Source organism: Sporosarcina sp. QA0331, from assembly GCF_055808055.1.
This window is the reverse complement of sequence record NZ_CM147850.1, coordinates 3,907,544-3,925,923: the sequence shown is the minus strand read 5'-3', so window position 1 is coordinate 3,925,923 and position 18,380 is coordinate 3,907,544. Positions and strand designations below refer to the sequence as shown.

Genomic DNA, 18,380 nt, shown 5'->3' with positions numbered 1-18,380 from the left:
AGGCTCCCTTTTAGTAAATTTATTCGCGGATTCAAATTTTCATAAATGCACTTTACACAGGCACCTAATCCAAGCCGGAGTGACAATTCCTCCAATCCGAACAAAATTGTAAGATTGGGCGACGTTTTTGTTCGTTACATCGATGGAGGGCAACCATGTTGCACGGTATGATGAAGACAAATGAAAACAGCTATATGGGGGAGGTATATGATGGATATCGTAGTCCAGGCAACAGGTATTCAAAAAATATATGGGACAAAGAAGAATTTGGTTTCTGTGCTTGAAGGGGTCGATGTGAGCATTCATGAAGGAGAGTTTGTCGGCATAATGGGGCCTTCTGGAGCGGGTAAAACGACGTTGCTTAATATTTTGGCTACAATCGATAAACCGACTTCGGGAAGTGTGCGCATTAACGATACAGAAATCACTACATTGCGCGATGAACCATTGTCTGAGTTTAGGCGTACTAACTTAGGTTTTGTTTTCCAAGATTATAATTTGCTTGATTCGTTGACGATTCGGGAAAATATTATGCTGCCATTAACGTTTTCGAACAAAATGGATTTGACGACAGATTTGAAAGTAGAAGAGATTGCAGGAAAATTAGGCATCCAATCAATTCTAAATCGTTATCCGTATGAAACGTCCGGCGGTCAAAAGCAACGGACTGCCGCGGCACGGGCGATCGTCCATAATCCGAAACTTGTATTGGCGGATGAACCGACCGGGGCTTTAGATTCAAAGTCATCAATGGATTTGTTGTCAGCATTTCAATTGATGAATCAAGAATATGAGACGACTATTTTATTGGTGACGCATGATGCTTTTGCAGCAAGTTATTGCGATCGCGTCCTCTTCATGAAAGACGGTAGGTTGTTTACCGAGATAGTGAAGGGAGATAAGGACCGAAAATGGTTTTTTGATCAACTGGTAACAACGTTGTCATCTTTAGGGGGCGGTCGTTATGACATTATATGATGTCGTCCTTAAGAATTTAAAATACAATATTCGCAAATACTTTCTTTATATTGCGTCTTTAATATTTAGTGTCCTCATTTATTTCACTTTCGTTTCATTGCAATACAATGAGCAAATTGGCGAAGCGTTTGGACGGGAAGATAAGATGGGTCCTCTATTGACAGGGGTATCCGTCATATTATCTTTGTTTATCATGATATTTGTATGGTATTCTAATACGTTTTTCATAACGAACCGGAAGCAAGAAATTGGGCTTTATTCATTAGTTGGCGGTACAAAAAAGGAAATCGGCCGAATGCTGTTCTATGAGAATATGTCATTAAGCCTTTTGGCGTTAGGGATAGGAATTGGGCTTGGGCAATTGTTCTCGACATTATTCAGTATGGTCTTGCTCAAAATAATGGGAATTTCCTTAATTGTCCAATTTTCAATGAATCCGGTCGCCATTGTCCAGACCGTAATCGTTTTTTTATTTATTATGATGATTGCTTCTCTTCAAGGATATTTTCTTGCATATCGCTTTGAACTAATCGAACTCTTTCAAGCAAAACATAAGATGCAAAAACAGTGGAAACCGTCTTATTTGCTTGCGTTGCTTGCAATTGCGCTTATCGGGTTTGGTGATTGGAGCCTTTTACATGCATACAAATCAACGAGCTGGTCAGAGCATTTTGGTAGAAACTTTACTACAGTTCTCATAGTTTTAGTAATAGGATCTTATTTATTATTCCATTCAGGCACTAGCTTCTTTGTCCACCTTTGGCAAAAAAGAAAAAAAGTCTACTACCATTGGAAGAACTTATTAACTTTGACCCAATTGAAAAGCCGTCTTCGTAGCAATGGGTTGCTGTTGACTGTTATCTCGATCTTGAATGGCATGACGCTCGTTGCGTTTGGATTTGCTTATACAATTTACTTTAATACATTGCAAACGTTGGAAGATCATGTGCCTTATAGTTACCAGTTTGACGTGCAGTCAAGCTCTGTCGATGAAGAAATGACAAAGATTTTATCTATAGACGAGAAGCATCCGGTCATTTTTGATGAGACATTTGAATATGCGATGGTTCCAGGAACGGCAGGCGGACTGGAATCAGTGCCAGGCGGCTATTTGTATTACGATGACTCCTTTGCAGTGCTGCCAGTCTCAACATACAATTTGCTTGCCGAAAAGCTTGGACGTCTACCGATTGCTTCTATCGAAGATGGCGAGGCAGTGATGGCAGGCCGGAATTTTATCGGTTCGCAACAGAAAGATGAAAATGTCGGCAGTACGTTGACACTTATGAGCGTAGAAGGTGAGATGCCAATTCGTGTAGTTGGTAATAAGGTGGAGTCTTTATTTTCGTATGATGTACAGCCTTCCGTATTAATCGTGAGCGATGGGGTGTATGAGCAGTTATATAGAGGGGCGCCAGTACATGGAACACGGGTTATAAAAATTGATGATCACAAGGAATCTGCCAGTTTGACTAAAGATTTGAAAGTCGTATATGAGCGGGAAGAGGAGCAAACAACAGGATTCGAGCCAAACAAAGGCTTTTACAGTTTCTCGGAAAGCTTTGAAGCTGCACAATCCATATATGGCCTGCTTATTTTTGTGTTCGGATTTATGGGACTCGTCTTTTTAGTAGCGACTGGCAGTGTCATCTATTTTAAAACATTAACAGAAGCGGCAGAGGATCGAAGACGGTATGAGATTTTACGTAAAATTGGGTTGAGCCGGAGGAAGGTGAAGAAGTTAATTGCAAGACAGACATTTCTTTTATTCCTTCTGCCTCTCATCGTCGGTATCGCACATAGTAGTATGATACTGACTGCATTATCAAACGTAATGGATATCAATTTCTTATATCCTGTTTCAATTAGTGTCGCTATATATACATGTTTGTACGGCCTTTATTATAAGTTGACAGTAGAGACTGCAAATAAACTTGTGAATTCGTAAACGGGAAAGGCTTGCCTTTCCCGTTTTACATGACAGTTGAATAATAACCATCGCTTTTACGGAAATGAATTGTTACAGCTGTATTTACACCTTCTGTAGAAGTAATTGTTACGTTATGGCCTATTTTGTCCATAATTTTTTTGGCAATATATAAACCGACTCCGGTTGATTTCCGGTTAACTCGTCCGTTTGTCCCCGTAAATCCTAATTGAAAGACTCGACTAATATCATGTTGCGGGATGCCGATGCCCTCGTCAAGGATTACTAATCTTATTTCTTCTATGTCTTCATCTGAATAGATTGTGATCTTGCCACCGTCATTGGAGTATTTCAATGCGTTTGAAATGAACTCCGAAAGACTGTATGCAAGCCATTTGGAATCCGTTTCCACAACTAATGGCTCCACACGAATGGAAATTTTTATCTTTCTTCGGATAAACTCCTTTGCGAATTGTTTCACGACAGAACGGATGACAGCATCGAGCCCCGTTTTGCTAATGACATAATCCCGTGCGAAATGATCAGTCCTTGTAAAATAAAGTGCCTGGTCGACACTTCGCTCAATGCGCGAAATTTCCTCCGAAATGCTTTCATTGTCCGGATTTTCCTTTGCTTGCTCTAAAATTAACTTACTGATCGCAATTGGTGTTTTAATGTCATGAAACCAAGTCGTCATGAATTCCATTGATTCCTTCTTATCACGGACGATTGAAGTCAATTGCTGCTGATGTGCATCATTTACAGATTGGAATAGTTCCCAATACAAGTGCTGCTCATATGTTTTTGGATCGTCAATGCCATCCCGTATGAATATTCCATTGCTCCAACGAGAAGAAAAAGCTTTATATTGCTTTGATATGAAATAAAAATCAATTAATAAAAATGAAATGAAGAAAAAAAGCGCGATTGCATGAATGTAAACAAGGTTGGAAAAATGGACAGACATTGTCGGCTCGATGTAGAGCATAATCGTTATGAATGACATAACTGCTATATACAACACTATTAATCGCTTTTGGAAGCCGATATATTGGCGAAAAGATGCGCTCATGAGAGTACGTATCCTTGGCCTTTTTTCGTTTGGATATATCCATCCATTCCATGCTCACTCAACTTTCGGCGCAGCCGATTAATATTGACGGTTAATGTGTTGTCATCGATGAAATTTTCATCTTCCCATAAGGCTACCATGAGCTCATCTCGCTGGACGATTTCGTTTTTACGTTCAAGAAGAATGCATAGAATCCGAAACTCGTTTTTCGTCAGTTCAATTTCGCCGTCTGGACTGGAGAGAACGGCCCTTTTTACATGCAATGTCAAATCGCGGTGTGAAAGTATATCCATATCTATTTGTTGGTATGTATAGGAACGCCTTAATAGTGCATGGATTTTCGTCAACAGCATTTCCATGGAGAAAGGCTTTTGGATAAAGTCATCCCCGCCCATATTAAGCGCCATCATCATGTCCATCGTTTCTGTGCGCGACGAAAGAAACACAATCGGAATATTTGAATGCCGGCGAATCCTTTCGCACCAATAAAACCCATTCATATAGGGCAGATTAATGTCGAGAAGGATTAGATGTGGTTGCACCGTCAAGTACAATTCTTCCACATTTCGGAAATCCTCTGCAACATGCACGTCATACCCCCAGTTTCGCAATTCAGTAGCGATTATTGAACAGATTTTCATTTCATCCTCTACAATCAGAACAGTAAACATATCCAATCCCCCTATGTTTGAAATGAGAGAGAGAAGAGGATGCACGAGCAGAGCAAACCTCCGTTATCCTGATTGTATCACACGAAATAGCAGGAAAAGTATGGTGACGAAAATGTAAGTTTACCTTGGAGGCAATCGCTACCAACAGGTGCCTGTGCGGCAAACAATTCAGATTATGCACTACAATTGCATAAGGAAAAAGCAAAACCCACTCATTCTGGAGTTTTTTTAAAAAAGTTAATATTAATTCATGCAATTGAATAGTCATAATTGCACCTTACACAGGCACCCTAAAAGGCACTCCAAACAGGTAGTAAACAATTTTGCATATAGGGGCATTCTGACAAAAGATTGTGATATAATATATGAGGTTATTATTGAACAGAAAAGGTGTGTTCCTAGATCGCGTCTTGTCTTGTTGTGACGCCTTAGAAGGAGCGTCTACATCCTTTCTGCAAATTCAGGGTATAAGGATGATAAAAATGAGCAACGGAGAAACAAAAACAGACGTCATCTTAATTGGCGCCGGAATCATGAGTGCAACTTTGGGGACAATGTTGAAGGAATTGGCACCGGACTGGAAAATTACAGTGTTTGAGAAGCTTCCGGGCGCAGGAGAAGAAAGTTCCAATGAATGGAACAATGCGGGGACAGGACATGCCGCACTGTGCGAGCTCAACTACACGAATGAAAAACCAGACGGAACTTTAGATATTAGCAAGGCGATTAAGGTCAATGAACAATTCCAGCTTTCTATGCAGTTTTGGTCCTATCTAGTGAACAATCAATTGATTAGCAACCCAGAAGACTTTATTATGCCACTTCCTCATATGAGCTACGTGTATGGCGAAGATAACGTGAAGTTTTTGAAAAAACGATTTGAAGCGCTTTCCAATAATCCACTGTTCGAAGGAATGGAGTTTTCCGATAATCCGGAGAAACTGAAAGAATGGCTGCCTCTCATGATGAAAGGCCGGACTGTGAATGAACCGCTTGCAGCGACAAAGATTGATACAGGAACAGACGTCAACTTTGGCGCGCTGACTCGCATGTTATTCGATCATTTGAAGAATAAGAATGTAGATATAAACTATAATCATAGCGTAAACCAATTGAACCGCACGGCCGATGGGTCGTGGGAAGTGAAAGTGAAAAATCTCGATAGTGGAGCGGTTGAACGCCATACTGCGAAGTTTGTCTTTATTGGTGCCGGCGGTGGAAGCTTGCATCTACTGCAAAAGTCAGGTATCCCTGAAGGAAAACATATCGGAGGATTCCCAGTGAGCGGGCTCTTTTTAGTGTGCAAAAATCCGGAGATTGTCGAGCAGCATCATGCGAAAGTATACGGCAAGGCTTCAGTAGGTGCACCTCCTATGTCAGTTCCGCATCTAGATACGAGATATATTGATAATCAAAAATCATTGCTGTTTGGACCGTTCGCTGGATTTTCACCGAAGTTCCTGAAAACAGGCTCCAATATGGATTTAATTACTTCTGTGAAACCGAGCAACGTCTTTACGATGCTGGCGGCCGGCGCGAAAGAAATGTCTTTGACAAAATACTTGATCCAGCAACTGATGTTATCGAAGGAACAGCGGATAGAAGAATTGCGCAGCTTCATCCCGACCGCTAAGAGTGGGGATTGGGATATTATTGTAGCCGGCCAACGCGTTCAAGTCATTAAAGACACGGAAGCGGGCGGCAAAGGGACGCTTCAGTTCGGTACCGAAGTCGTCAATGCATCTGATGGCTCGATCGCCGCATTGCTCGGCGCTTCACCGGGAGCTTCCACAGCAGTTCACGTCATGCTTGAAATAATTAATAGATGTTTCCCGCAACATGCAAAAGAGTGGGAGCCGAAAATTAAAGAAATGATTCCATCTTATGGCGTGTCGCTCGTCAATAACCCAGACCTTCTGAAGGAGGTCCATGCATCAACCGCGCAGGCGCTCGGACTGGTTGCAGACGTACCAGAATCGTCGAACGAAGAAACAGAGCCGTTGGAAGAGGAATCTGTCGTTGTGGAAACTGGGGAGACGGAGCAAGATACAGCCTTAGGAGTAGACCGCGAAGTACCGAACGTAGATGATACATTGATCGTAGAAGAGGATCCAAATAAAAAAGAGTAACATAAAAAAGCTGACTCAGCGTAATCATGCCGCAGTCAGCTTTTTGCATATTAAAATGTATAGCGGGCCACTTGTTCACCGCTAATAATGAATCCATCTACTTCTTGAAACCCCATTTTTTCGTATATGCGTTTTGCATGTTCATTCATCGGTTCATAAGAAAGCGTGATCGTTTGATGCCGCTCTTCTTTAATCGCTTTAACATCATCAATTACTAGTTGGATTGCTGCTTTCCCGTACCCTTTTCCTTGATGTTTTTGATCGATCATCATACGGTACATCCAATATTCATAATCGTCTTCATCAATTCCGTAAAGCGCAAAACCGATCATTTCCTCGCCAAGATAGATTCCTTTGGCGTGGAAGTTTTCAAGAAAATTTAACTGTGCGAGCGACACCGCGTTTGACGCGACAAAATTCACTTGGTCTTCCCGTACGCGCAACGATATAGCTTTCAACCAATTGTCTTTCGTGATCGTTTCTAAATGCAGCATGAGAATCTCCCCTTTTCCTAAATTATAGTCGAAGATCTAGTAGTCTTAAAAGCTAATTATTTAAAAAAAGGCACTATTTTCATTTGAATTCACAGGTATTAATTTTGGAAATCATAACACTTTTATATAATCCGATAAAATGACATGCTAGGTAGATTAGGCTATAATAGTAAGCGTCGCAATCACCCTGAAAGGGGATTTTTTTATGATTACATTACATAATGTGAGTAAAAGTTTCTTGCATTTTCAGGCTATTCAATCAATCTCCTTATCGATAGGAAAAGGGGAGATCCATGGAGTCATCGGGACAAGTGGCGCAGGTAAATCAACGCTCCTGCGACTGATGAATTTATTGGAAATTCCGGACGAAGGGGAAGTGGAGGTCAATGGTCAAACGTTGACTAAATTGAACGGCAAACAACTCCGGCATGCAAGAAAATCTATTGGTATGATTTTTCAACACTTCAATTTGGTCGCGAATAAAACAGTGTATAAAAACGTTGCAGCATCGTTGGAACTGGCCAAATTTCCGAGAAAAGGGCGCCGTGCCCGTGTGGAGGAATGTCTTCAGTTTGTCGGCCTTGCGAGTTACATAGATAAATACCCCGCCCAATTGAGTGGGGGTCAGAAGCAACGTGTGGCGATAGCCAGGGCATTGGCGAACAATCCGCAAGTATTATTGTGTGACGAACCGACATCATCACTTGATCCGAACACAACCGCGGAAATATTAAGCGTGTTGGAAAACATCAATCGGAGCTTCGGAGTGACGATCGTCATTGTCAGCCATGAGATGGAAGTGATCAAAAGCATTTGCAACCGTGTCACTGTCATGGATCATGGCAAGGTCTACGATACCGTATCCATCAAGCCAAAAGGGATCGGGATGGCAGAAAACAGCCCTAGTTTCTTTGTGGAGCGGCTTACAAAGGACGGTGAAACGGGTCATGCCTGACATTCTACTTCAATATGAAGCCGAAATTTGGCAGTCGATCGGAGAGACCTTCTTCATGGTTGGCGTTTCGATTGCCGCAGCCGTTTTAGTCGGGCTTCCAGTTGGCACATTGCTCTTTCTATGCAGGAAAGGGCAGATTTATGAGAACCGGGTTATCTTTTCAGTACTGAATTTAGTAGTAAATATCATTCGATCTTTTCCGTTTCTATTATTAGTCGTATTCCTTATCCCATTCACAAGGATGCTTATCGGGACAGCTATTGGGACGACAGCCGCCACTGTGCCATTATCAATCATCGCTATTGCGCATTATTCCCGACTCGTTGAACAATCGTTGCTCGACGTGCCAAAAGGCGTAATAGAGGCTGCAATTGCTATGGGTGCTTCTGTTAGGCAAGTTATCTTTAAATTTCTATTCGTCGAAGCTCGCTCCGGACTCGTGTTAGGATTAACGACGTCGATCATCAGTTTCATTTCGTATTCGACGATCATGGGAGTTGTTGGTGGCGGCGGTATCGGAGACTTTGCGATCCGGTATGGTTATCAGCAATTCAAAACAGATTTAATGATGTACATGATTATCATAATGGTCATACTGGTGCAGTTCATCCAATTTACCGGAACGACTGTATCAAGAATGATAGATAAACGATAACAGGAGGAAACAACATGAGAAAGCTATTAATGCTAACAACAATGCTAATCGTTTTATTAGCAGGGTGCAGCAAGGATAAAGAAGAGGTAGACAATGCGAAGGTGCAGGAGACCGATGAAGAAGTGACGTTGAAAGTCGCTTCATTGATTCCGCCAATGACGGAAATCCTTGAGCTCGTGAAACCGAAGCTTGCTGAGGAAGGAATCGATTTGGAAGTTGTTGTACTAGGTGATAATGTCCAACCAAACAGTGCGCTTGCAGCGAAAGAAGTGGATGCGAACTTCTTCCAACATGTGCCGTACATGGAGGAATTCAACCGAAATAATGATGCGAACCTCGTTCCGATTACGCCAATCTATTTTGCAAATTATGGTGTATATTCGAAGGACTTTGCTTCAATTGATGAACTGCCTGAAAGCTCCGTCATTGCAATGGCGAATGATGTTTCCAACATTGACCGTTCGTTGTCATTGCTTGCTCAACATGAGGTCATTACATTAGGCGAAAAAACAGACACGTATTATACGCAAGCGGATATTACCGACAATCCGAAAAACTATAAGTTCGAGGAAGTCGATTTGCTAATGCTTGCGCGTATGTACGATGATGCTGATGCAGTCGTTATGACACCGGCATATGCTGCGCCACTTGGATTAACGCCGAAGAGCGATGCATTGCTTACAGAAGGAGTCGAAAATGACTTTGCAATCACGTTAGTAGCACGCGAAGACAACAAAGATTGGGAGCCGATTCAAAAGCTGGCTGACGCAATGACAAGCCCAGAAGTTCGCAAGTTTTTAGAAGAGAACTACGACGAAACTGCGATCCCTGCGTTTAAATAAAATAGGAGAAGAGCCATTCTAATGTGTTTATAACGTAGAATGGCTCTTTTTTTGCATAAAAAAGCCATGCCCGATGGAGTGCGGGCATGGCTTTTGTCGATCATCGTTTCATTTTGTCCTCTTCAACAATATGAGCTGGTTCGCTTTGCAAATAATACGCGCCTTTTGTCAGTATCGCGATGATGACTGTCAAAATAGCAGCGAGTACTGCGGCGAAAAACGCAGCTGTCGATTGGAGGAACAATCCCATATAGCCAAGTGCAGCGATTGTACCGATTACACTTGAAACGAGGAGAGAAACAACTCCGACAGGATTCCATTTATACAAGTATTCTTGTGTCGCAACATAATAATTTGGTCCGATTTTCAACCATTTTTTTACGACTAGCGCATCCGTTACCAAGATGGAAGTCCATGCAAACAGGAAGACACCTTGGAATGTCATGACCGTAGCAAGATGGTCTACAATGCCGCCAAGCATTAACACAATTGCTGTCAGTGCGGAGACAACAACCCAAAAGCGTCGGCCAGGGGTGAAACGGAAGATATTTTCAAAGAAGTTTGATAAGGAGAGTGAACTACTATAAATATTTGTGACATTAATACGCAATTGCGTCAACATAGTAAATAAAGCGCCGCCGATTCCGAGCAGCAACACAATATAAACGCCTGGATCCGATTCCAAATAACGGACACCGAACCAGATACCTAATCCTCCCATAACGCCATAACAAAAAATTTGAGGAATGAACCCGATTGCTAAAGATCCAACTTTAATATCTTTAGGGCGTAAAAAACGGGCATAATCAGAAGCGAGAAGAGCGGTCAAGCCCATAATCCCATTATGCATACCGATACAGAACAGCAGCGCGGTTCCGCCAAGCTGTACTCCTTCGGGCATATAAGAGAAAACTGGACCCGTATAGATAGCGGGTTTGATGAATGAAACAACAATGGCAGCGAGCAAAAAGAGGATGAAAATCGGTAATGACCATTTCTGCAGCTTGTCCAGTTGTTTTATTCCAAACCAATTTAGAGGAATAACAATGAGTCCAAATACGAGGATTAAAACCCATTTAGGAAGGGAAGGTAGAAAATGATGTACAGCTGATATGAGAATCAGGCCTTCAAAAGCACAATACATAATAAAATTCGATGCGTAAATGAGTGAGGTCAAAGATGCTCCAATATAACCGAAGCCGCCGCCCCTCGACAACAGGTTTACATTCATGCCCGACTTCGCGGACAAATACACAATGACTGTACCGAGTATGCCTGCTACGATGATTGCGTAGCCAGCGGAAATAAGGGCATTAGGAGCCCCGAATTGGAGTGCCATCACACTTCCCATTTGAAAGTAGAAAATAGCTGTTGCTATCCCAAACGTAATGTTCGTAATGCTAAGCCAGCCAGCCTTTCGTTCCTCGCGAGGTACACGGTCCAAGGAATAATCCCGGACAACCTCTTCCTTAATATCGTCTTGCACAGTGGTTTGTTCTATTGACAATACATTTCAGCTCCTTATGTGTAAAGCACCTACTCCTTCTGCCTATAGGCATAATATTTTTCAAACTTCTTTTATTAATGCGCACCACTCCATTTTATCAAAAAGTAATAAAAAATACAAGTATTTCGCCTGGCGTAATTTTAAAATAAACACATTATTTTCAATTGAAACTAGAAATGGTCTTTGCTAAAACACTATAGAATGTCGAAAATTATTTTAATGAACGGATGATAAAGAACGCCATCGATCCAAATAAGACAATGAGAAAAATAGGCAAGAAGGCGATGCCGAGAGAATCTGCGTTACCTAAAGCGACTTGCTCCGTTTTGAACGTTAGAAATACGAAAAGCAGAACACATTCATTTTTCATCACATTCAACAATAGTCGTGAATTCTTATATTGGAACTCAATATTGTTTTCATTCAGCTTTATATAATTATGCCATTCGGGATGCTTCTCTAAAAACGACATGAAAAAAGCTAAGAGGGCAGCAATGACAGGCAGTAAAATAAGCTCCCATTTTGATCCCCACCGATCAATTTCTCCTGCGCCGTTATAGTGGGCAGGAACTTGATCGGGAAGTTGACTCCAAATGACAATTGTGTAGACGATGCCAGCCAAATAAACAATCAAAGTTATAATGTCCGAAATTTTTTCAAACAATGTTTTAGGGATGTTTAATACAGGCTTATTGTTCATGCTTCACACTCCTTTTATGCCTTCATTTACGAAAGGTTTGTCAGAAAGTTTCACCGCATTAGCCCTTGGTGATTTTTGGAGTTAATCAGTACGTATGAAAACCCTCCTATAGCAAATAATAAACTTAATTATTTACATGAGGAGGAGTATGAAATGGGAGCAGTTCGACGGATTGCATTGGCGCTGGTCATCATAGGAGCATTGAATTGGGGACTAATCGCGTTCTTCCAATTTGACTTGGTTGCATCTTTATTTGGCGGTCAGGATACATTTTTAGCGAGAGCAGTGTATGCTATTGTGGCACTTAGCGGATTGATTTGTTTAGGGATATTATTCAGACCGGATGAAGACAGGGAAGTCGCAACGACCCAGCGTCGCATATCCAACCCGGCTTTGAATACCGAGTTTGGGGAAGAGCCGGACTTCACGAAGGAACGGGAGATATCCGACAAAGAAGAACGATAAAATTGAGTGACAGTCGACCTACGAATGTGGGGGCTGTCACTCTTTTTTTTCTTCCTCTATGATTTCTTCGATTTTTTCCATTTGCTCCTGAACTTCCTCTTCCACGTCAGTCGTGGCGGGAATGAAAGGCTCCTCATTATAATCGATACGTTTCCCATAGCGCAGCATTTCATATAGGATCATACCGTTGTTCGGTTTGCCATTCACCGTGAACATCGGGACAATGTCTAACAGTACAAAGTAAAACACGTAAAAAATGAAGCGTTCAAAAAAGGTTCTGTAATCTTCCAAGAATCCATTTGCCAGCAACATGTTTATCGCAAGCGCCAATACAAGATTAATGAAAATGGGACCAGCGTAAATGCATATATACGCAAACTTGCCATCCCACTTCAGAGAATCAAAAGAAAACCAACTATACATATGATAATATTTCCGAATATCGACGATGCCAATTTTTTTAAAACGAGGACCCGAACCAACCGTCAATCTCGGATTTTTGACGCCAAAAATGGCACTCACAATCAAATAGCCGGATTCCCTAAGGAACGATACGACAGGCAGAATGATAAAAGCGGAAATGACCAGTGAAACTAAATCAGAAAGTCCAAACATGAAGTACACCTGCCTTAAATGACGAAATAGATCATCGATCATCCTTTTACTCATACCCGGGTGTATGGTGCGCAAACAATCATGGTACAGTTAAAATTATCCAAGGTAAACGATCAGGAAAGTGAAACCGTTTCATCATTTGCTTTGTCTAACAAGTAGGGAAGGAGGGCGGAGGGATGGAGAGGCAAAAACGGGATCAATTACTTTTAACTGCCATGAATTCCTATGGGGATTACTTGATGCGGCTTACATACGCGATCGTCAAAGATGAAAAGAAGGCGGAGGACATCGTGCAGGAAGTGTTCATCCGCTATTACTTAAACCTTGAGAAATTCGAAGGCCGCTCGTCCGTTAAAACGTATTTATACCGGATTGCCGTCAATGAGTGCCATAACTATTTCAAAAGCTGGGCATTTAGGAAAATGGAAATCTCAAACCTATTTGGCTTCATTATTATTCAGAGTTGTCCGTTTCGGAAATTGCACATGTGTTGGACTGTCCTGTAAACACTGTTAAAACACGGCTTGCGAGAGGAAGAAAACTGGCCCGCATAGCCTTAGAGGAGGGGAATGATTATGCATGAGCACTTACAAAAAAGCTTGGACCAATCAATTCCTGAACAGGTGAAGTTAAAGGATGAGCAAAAGCGGGCAATTGTGGAGGAAGCGCAACGCCGGCTAGAAAACAAATCGCCTTCCAGGGAGCCTGCATGGAAGCCGCTTATTACCGCGGTCGCGGTTGTCGGAATTGCCGGGTTCTTAGGGGTGCCGTACATTCAGCACGAGATGAGTGAACAAGCAATTGAAGAATCGATTCCTTCGGGCGCTCTTCAAAAAGTTTCCATACCTGGTGAAAATCTTTCGACTTTGATCACCGCGATTTACGTGGATGAAACGAAGGAAATGATTTACTCGGACGGGAAGAGAATTATCGCGTTTGACACCGAATCGAATGCAAAAGAGATTCTCGTAGATGGGGATGCGAATATATCAGGATATGAAGTCGCGGCAAATGAGAGATGGATCGTTTGGAAGCAGGACGACGTTGAGGGTTATTCCATTTTAAATCGGTTGAACGGGGAAATTCGAGACATTTCGGATGAATTACATGGCATGCAGATTGATGGGGATCAGCTGATCTATACGTCCGTGAATTACGGCAATGTCTGGCTCACTCGACTTGATTTAAAGACGCTTGAACAGACCCCACTACATGACAAGTTGCAAAAACGGCATGGCCATGAAGCGGTGAGTGAAGGAAAAATTGCCCTTGGGGATCCATATACAAAGTTTGACCCCAAACAAGTACCGTTTTCCGTATATGACCTGCAAACGAATCAAAAAATCGGTTCCTATGTCTTCCCATATGAAAATGCAAATAACCTTTCTATTTCCGGAAACAGGGTATTTGCTGAACTTTATAATAAAGAGGACATGGCCAGAGTTTTGGGTTATGTAGATTTAAAGGATGGACAGTTCCACACTGTGGAAACGCCGGAGTTTGTTTCGTACGCTGTTTATGGTGATGTACTTGCGCTTAGCACTCCAAAAAAAGGCTCCAATACTGTCGAGCTTTATAAAATCAAGAATAATAAAGCGTATGCTCTGCCGACGCTGGATCATATACAGGAACGCCTTGTAAGACCGCGATTCACGCCTGAAGGAGCATTAGTTGTTAACGTGGAAGGCGCAGATTTTTATTCGTTGTATGTTGTGGATGCAACTAAGTTGGATTGATTATGGGACGGAAGCTCGCAGGCTGTTGTCCTTCATTACAAGAAGGGATTGCTCTTTTTTTGTTGAATTAAGTATATGGATTTTATTCAACAATACCGTTGGCACTATGAAAGGGTTGGTACTGTGGATTTATTTAATACAATTAAGAAGGACAGGGAGTATTGGCTGGTTGATCAAGTGAAAGTAAAGGGAGTATCCGAGCTGGAATATAGAGATGCTTTTAGAAGTTTGCTTGATGATTGGCGGGAAGAGCAAATTGGTTATTTGTCTCTATTAATGGATGCCAAGCACGAGGAATGGCTGTTGGAGCAGGGCTTTCGTAGAATTTCAACAATCGTTGAATATACCCGGGCGTTGGATGCAAGTTTTACGGAAGCGCCTGAAATTACTAGAGAAGCGCTAGCTGATGGCGAAATGGCAGATTCGGATTTTGCGGAGCTATACGAGCGTTGCCGTAGTGGAACTGCAAATAAAAATAAGCTGTTCACAATCGAGCAGGTGATGGAATCTCTCGAAAATGAACTTGGTCCTGGCTGGAGAGCATCTTGTTTCATCTTTCGAAAATTAGGCGAGCCGATCGGATTGAGTATCCCGATTATCGAGGAAGGAACGGTCGATGAGGGGCGCCTGTTTTATTTCGGTGTTGTTCCTGAGTGGAGAGGGAAAGGGTATGGAACCGTGTTTCACCGGATTTCGCTCAATTTGCTTCAGAAAATCGGTGCCACAACTTATGTCGGGAGCACGGACGAAGCGAATCGGCATATGATTCGTATTTTTGAACAGAATGGCTGTCGGTTGCGGGATCGGAAAGGGATTTATCGGATTGATAGGTGAGGGAGATAGGGTCAAGGGCTTAATTAATTGTATAAGGGCTCCATTATTCCTCAAAGACCATTCAATGAATAAATGACGGCCCACCTCACCTATTGTACGATAAGAAAAAGGGGGAATTTTCATGATACATATTGGGATCATCGGGTTAGGCGCAATCGGTCAACGGTTGATCAAGCAATTTACGGAGCATGACAAAGTCACGATTATTGCAGTTTGCGACCGGAATGAATCACTTGCAAAGGAAACATCTGAACAACTAGGCAATGTACAAGCCTATACGGATTATAAACAGCTGCTTGCCAACACAGAGGTGGATCTTGTATACGTGGCGGTGCCGCCAAAATTCCACCATGCTATCGTGATGGATGCCATTCAGGCGAAAAAGCATATCCTTTGTGAAAAACCATTGGCGAACTCGTTGGAAGAGGCAAGGGAGATGGTGGATGCGGCGAAAGAAGCGGGCATCGTGCACGCCATGAACTTCCCACTTAACTATGGCCAAGCGGCAACAAAATTCGCAGAGTTAATGAACGAAAACTACATAGGAAAGCTGCGACGTTTACAACTTTCCATGCATTTTCCAGAATGGCCGCGTGCTTGGCAGAAAAATGAATGGGTCGGCGGGAGAGAGCAAGGTGGTTTTGTCCTCGAAGTCGGCGTCCATTTCATCCAGCAAACGCTAAAATTATTCGGCGAACTCCACAATATCCAAACACGTTTGGAATTTCCTGAAGACCCGACGCTATGCGAGACGGGCATCATCGCTACTGCAGAACTTGCAGACGGCACGCCTGTTTTGATTGAAGGAATAAGCGGACAAGCTGGGAAGGAGCATATTGGGTTTATTGCATATGGAACAGAGGGCGTCCTAACGCTGGAAAATTGGGGCGAGCTTCGGGGAGGGAAAACGGGTGACAATATGGAACCAATCTCTCTTGAAGTTGCTGTTCACCCGCGTTTAATTGACGAGTTAGTAAAGGTAGTGTATGGGCAAGAAGCAGATTTATATGATTTCGAAGTTGGCTATCAAGCGCAGAAGGTATTAGAGGAATTAAGAAAAGAAAAGTAGAGGGGGCTGATCCCTCTACTTTTCTATCTCATATTATAACGAAAAGAGAACAGCAGAATTCGCAAAAGAATTTGATAAACGTTCAAAACCCCTTAACTGCTTTGCATAGGTTAAGGGGTCCACATTAATGGTACTTGTCCGACGGGGTAGCCATCACTTGAATAATGGACCCGATTTTACGGACATTTATAGACAGTTCTTCAATAGCGCCTTTGCTGTCGGGGAATTTTATGTTGACTATGCCTTCTGAAACGCCTTTAATCGTAAACTTGTTGGAATTCTTTTCTCGTGTCACGCTGGCAATCTTTCCGCTGCCTTCAGGAAGGACGTGTTTGCCTATCTCACTTGACGTGCCGCCGAGGTCGATTGTTACTTCCGGTTGTTCTTTTGCCGTTTGGATGAATAAATTGAAAGAGGATTCATGAACCGCAGCCGAAACACCAAAGCGGACGACCTTTCCGTTTTCATAATGTACGGTCGCAATGTATTCTCCAGGATCATCAATGGAGAAACAGGAGGACACAGCTTGGGTGACCGCGTAGTTACATGACGTAAGCTTCACTTCCTCTTGTAGCATCGCACCTTCCATCGTGGCGAGTGAAACCTTTTTCACCTTATCTGTTCCTGTATTCAGGCTGACCTCAGTTGTATTAATGTCATCCGATTGCTCGAGTATCGCTTTCCATTCCCCGTCTTCTTGCTTCACATGAACGTAAAATTTCTGGTACTCCTCATGCGACTCCTCTCCCGTAACAGGATCTTTTGTTTGCCCAATTAATGAAAGAGTGGCTGTCCCTTCGCGCAATGGAATGATTTGAATTTCCCTCCATACGGAACGCTCACTTGGAATTGAATGGATGACATCACCTATCTGATCGTAGCTTGAATACGAATAGAAGGAATCCCATCCATAATCCGCCGCTTTCAACGTAATCGTCGACTCTTTCACTTTCTCTGTCTTGATGATAAGTACTGCAGCCTGTGCCCTGGAAATCGGGGCATTCGGGCTGAAAGTTGTCGGAGATGTGCCCGATGTGATGCCCATCTTGTATAGAATATTAATCGTCGTTTGGTGGCTCGCGAGTCTTTGTGTATCAATGAATGGATTTTCACTATTACTGAAGGAATATGGCGGTAGTCCGAAAGCTTTCACGAGAATGGAAGCCATTTGCGCCCGTGTAATTGAGTCATTTGGCCCGAATCTTCCATCCCCATACCCATTGATGATACCTGCATTGGCAAGCGCGGCAATTGCCCCATAATTCCACTGCGATTGTGACACGTCCTTGAATTCAGGGTCTTTCACATTTTTTGTATCGAGGTTTCGCAGCTTCGCAATTATGGCAGCTGCCTGTCCGCGTGTGATGGAAGCAGCCGGCTTGAATGTCCTATCCTCATAACCGCCAATGACATTCCGTTCAGCAAGCTCATAAACCGCATCTGCGTATGGCTTCGACGTCGGGACGTCTGTGAAGCTGGCTACACTCGCGGCGCTTGCTTGAGAAACTAGTAAACTGCCCGCAATCACAAGTGCTCCAACAGTTAGCTTTAGTTTTTGAATGAACATTTAATTACCTCCCTGATAATTGAATGTTTTGATAGTATCTTAACATATAAAATAATTTGAGAGACTATTTTGAACGGCATCGCTGCTAAAACTAAAGAAACGAAGTAGGTGGTAAGTCCTGAAATGACAATATAGCTTAGGAAATGATCGATAAAAAACTGTCG

Annotated in this window: 19 protein-coding genes; 12 read left to right on the top strand and 7 right to left on the bottom strand. The window is 42.6% G+C overall.

The genetic code is table 11. The features are described from left to right. The first annotated feature begins 210 nt into the window (after positions 1-210). On the top strand, positions 211-978 hold the full coding sequence (locus AC0L13_RS19965; protein WP_473642473.1) for an ABC transporter ATP-binding protein: 768 nt from the start codon (positions 211-213) through the stop codon (positions 976-978). Beyond that, a complete protein-coding gene (locus tag AC0L13_RS19960) occupies positions 965-2,926 on the top strand; it encodes an ABC transporter permease (protein WP_473642472.1) in 1,962 nt (653 codons plus the stop codon). Before AC0L13_RS19965 ends, AC0L13_RS19960 begins: the two co-directional genes overlap by 14 nt. 25 nt (positions 2,927-2,951) lie before the next feature. Here the strand turns inward: AC0L13_RS19960 and AC0L13_RS19955 are convergent, their stop codons facing one another. Together AC0L13_RS19955 and AC0L13_RS19950 are read right to left on the bottom strand one after the other, a co-directional pair. Beyond that, the gene (locus AC0L13_RS19955; protein ID WP_473642471.1) at positions 2,952-3,977 is read right to left on the bottom strand and encodes a sensor histidine kinase; all 1,026 of its coding nucleotides are present in this window, start codon (positions 3,975-3,977) and stop codon (positions 2,952-2,954) included. After that, positions 3,974-4,648, bottom strand: a complete 675-nt coding sequence (locus AC0L13_RS19950) for a response regulator transcription factor (protein ID WP_473642470.1) — start codon at positions 4,646-4,648, stop codon at positions 3,974-3,976. Before AC0L13_RS19950 ends, AC0L13_RS19955 begins: the two co-directional genes overlap by 4 nt. 482 nt (positions 4,649-5,130) lie before the next feature. Between AC0L13_RS19950 and AC0L13_RS19945 the strand changes: the two genes are divergently transcribed. Next, on the top strand, positions 5,131-6,777 hold the full coding sequence (locus AC0L13_RS19945; protein ID WP_473642469.1) for a malate:quinone oxidoreductase: 1,647 nt from the start codon (positions 5,131-5,133) through the stop codon (positions 6,775-6,777). Between the two features lie 50 nt (positions 6,778-6,827). Here AC0L13_RS19945 and AC0L13_RS19940 read toward each other — a convergent pair whose 3' ends face one another. Next, positions 6,828-7,271 carry a GNAT family N-acetyltransferase gene (locus tag AC0L13_RS19940; RefSeq protein WP_473642468.1) on the bottom strand — a complete coding sequence of 148 codons (444 nt, stop codon included), beginning with the start codon at positions 7,269-7,271 and terminating at the stop codon, positions 6,828-6,830. Positions 7,272-7,476: 205 nt separating this feature from the next. On the opposite strand from AC0L13_RS19940, the gene AC0L13_RS19935 reads away from it, so the two are divergent. From AC0L13_RS19935 to AC0L13_RS19925, 3 genes are read left to right on the top strand one after another with little or no spacing between them, the layout of a single operon-like run. Continuing rightward, entirely contained in the window at positions 7,477-8,226 is a 750-nt protein-coding gene (locus AC0L13_RS19935; protein ID WP_473642467.1) for a methionine ABC transporter ATP-binding protein, read from the top strand. Next, positions 8,219-8,881, top strand: coding sequence for a methionine ABC transporter permease (locus tag AC0L13_RS19930; protein ID WP_473642466.1), 663 nt, complete (start codon positions 8,219-8,221; stop codon positions 8,879-8,881). Before AC0L13_RS19935 ends, AC0L13_RS19930 begins: the two co-directional genes overlap by 8 nt. Positions 8,882-8,895: 14 nt before the next feature. Beyond that, the gene (locus AC0L13_RS19925) at positions 8,896-9,723 is read left to right on the top strand and encodes a MetQ/NlpA family ABC transporter substrate-binding protein (protein WP_473642465.1); all 828 of its coding nucleotides are present in this window, start codon (positions 8,896-8,898) and stop codon (positions 9,721-9,723) included. Positions 9,724-9,823: 100 nt separating this feature from the next. On the opposite strand, the gene AC0L13_RS19920 is transcribed toward AC0L13_RS19925, so the two are convergent. Beyond that, positions 9,824-11,224, bottom strand: a complete 1,401-nt coding sequence (locus tag AC0L13_RS19920; protein WP_473647172.1) for a purine-cytosine permease family protein — start codon at positions 11,222-11,224, stop codon at positions 9,824-9,826. A gap of 217 nt (positions 11,225-11,441) precedes the next feature. Then, a complete protein-coding gene (locus tag AC0L13_RS19915) occupies positions 11,442-11,930 on the bottom strand; it encodes a DUF1648 domain-containing protein (RefSeq protein ID WP_473642464.1) in 489 nt (162 codons plus the stop codon). A gap of 153 nt (positions 11,931-12,083) precedes the next feature. Here AC0L13_RS19915 and AC0L13_RS19910 point away from each other — a divergent pair, with 153 nt between their 5' ends. Next, positions 12,084-12,395, top strand: coding sequence for a DUF378 domain-containing protein (locus AC0L13_RS19910; RefSeq protein ID WP_473642463.1), 312 nt, complete (start codon positions 12,084-12,086; stop codon positions 12,393-12,395). A gap of 36 nt (positions 12,396-12,431) precedes the next feature. On the opposite strand, the gene AC0L13_RS19905 is transcribed toward AC0L13_RS19910, so the two are convergent. Beyond that, positions 12,432-13,010: a hypothetical protein gene (locus AC0L13_RS19905; RefSeq protein ID WP_473642462.1), complete on the bottom strand. Its 579-nt coding sequence runs from the start codon at positions 13,008-13,010 to the stop codon at positions 12,432-12,434. A 176-nt stretch (positions 13,011-13,186) separates the two neighbouring features. Here AC0L13_RS19905 and AC0L13_RS19900 point away from each other — a divergent pair, with 176 nt between their 5' ends. The 5 genes from AC0L13_RS19900 to AC0L13_RS19880 all read left to right on the top strand — a co-directional run bounded on the left by AC0L13_RS19900 (position 13,187) and on the right by AC0L13_RS19880 (position 16,649). After that, positions 13,187-13,516 (top strand): sigma factor, encoded by a 330-nt coding sequence (locus AC0L13_RS19900; protein WP_473642461.1) that lies wholly within the window; start codon positions 13,187-13,189, stop codon positions 13,514-13,516. Beyond that, positions 13,498-13,593, top strand: a complete 96-nt coding sequence (locus tag AC0L13_RS19895) for a hypothetical protein (RefSeq protein ID WP_473642460.1) — start codon at positions 13,498-13,500, stop codon at positions 13,591-13,593. Before AC0L13_RS19900 ends, AC0L13_RS19895 begins: the two co-directional genes overlap by 19 nt. Then, positions 13,586-14,746 carry a hypothetical protein gene (locus AC0L13_RS19890; protein WP_473642459.1) on the top strand — a complete coding sequence of 387 codons (1,161 nt, stop codon included), beginning with the start codon at positions 13,586-13,588 and terminating at the stop codon, positions 14,744-14,746. Before AC0L13_RS19895 ends, AC0L13_RS19890 begins: the two co-directional genes overlap by 8 nt. 123 nt (positions 14,747-14,869) lie before the next feature. After that, complete coding sequence (locus tag AC0L13_RS19885) at positions 14,870-15,580, top strand: GNAT family N-acetyltransferase (protein WP_473642458.1); 711 nt, start codon at positions 14,870-14,872, stop codon at positions 15,578-15,580. 121 nt (positions 15,581-15,701) lie between these two features. Next, positions 15,702-16,649, top strand: a complete 948-nt coding sequence (locus tag AC0L13_RS19880; RefSeq protein ID WP_473642457.1) for a Gfo/Idh/MocA family protein — start codon at positions 15,702-15,704, stop codon at positions 16,647-16,649. A gap of 124 nt (positions 16,650-16,773) precedes the next feature. On the opposite strand, the gene AC0L13_RS19875 is transcribed toward AC0L13_RS19880, so the two are convergent. Beyond that, positions 16,774-18,216 carry an S-layer homology domain-containing protein gene (locus tag AC0L13_RS19875; protein WP_473642456.1) on the bottom strand — a complete coding sequence of 481 codons (1,443 nt, stop codon included), beginning with the start codon at positions 18,214-18,216 and terminating at the stop codon, positions 16,774-16,776. Between the last annotated feature and the right edge of the window lie 164 nt (positions 18,217-18,380).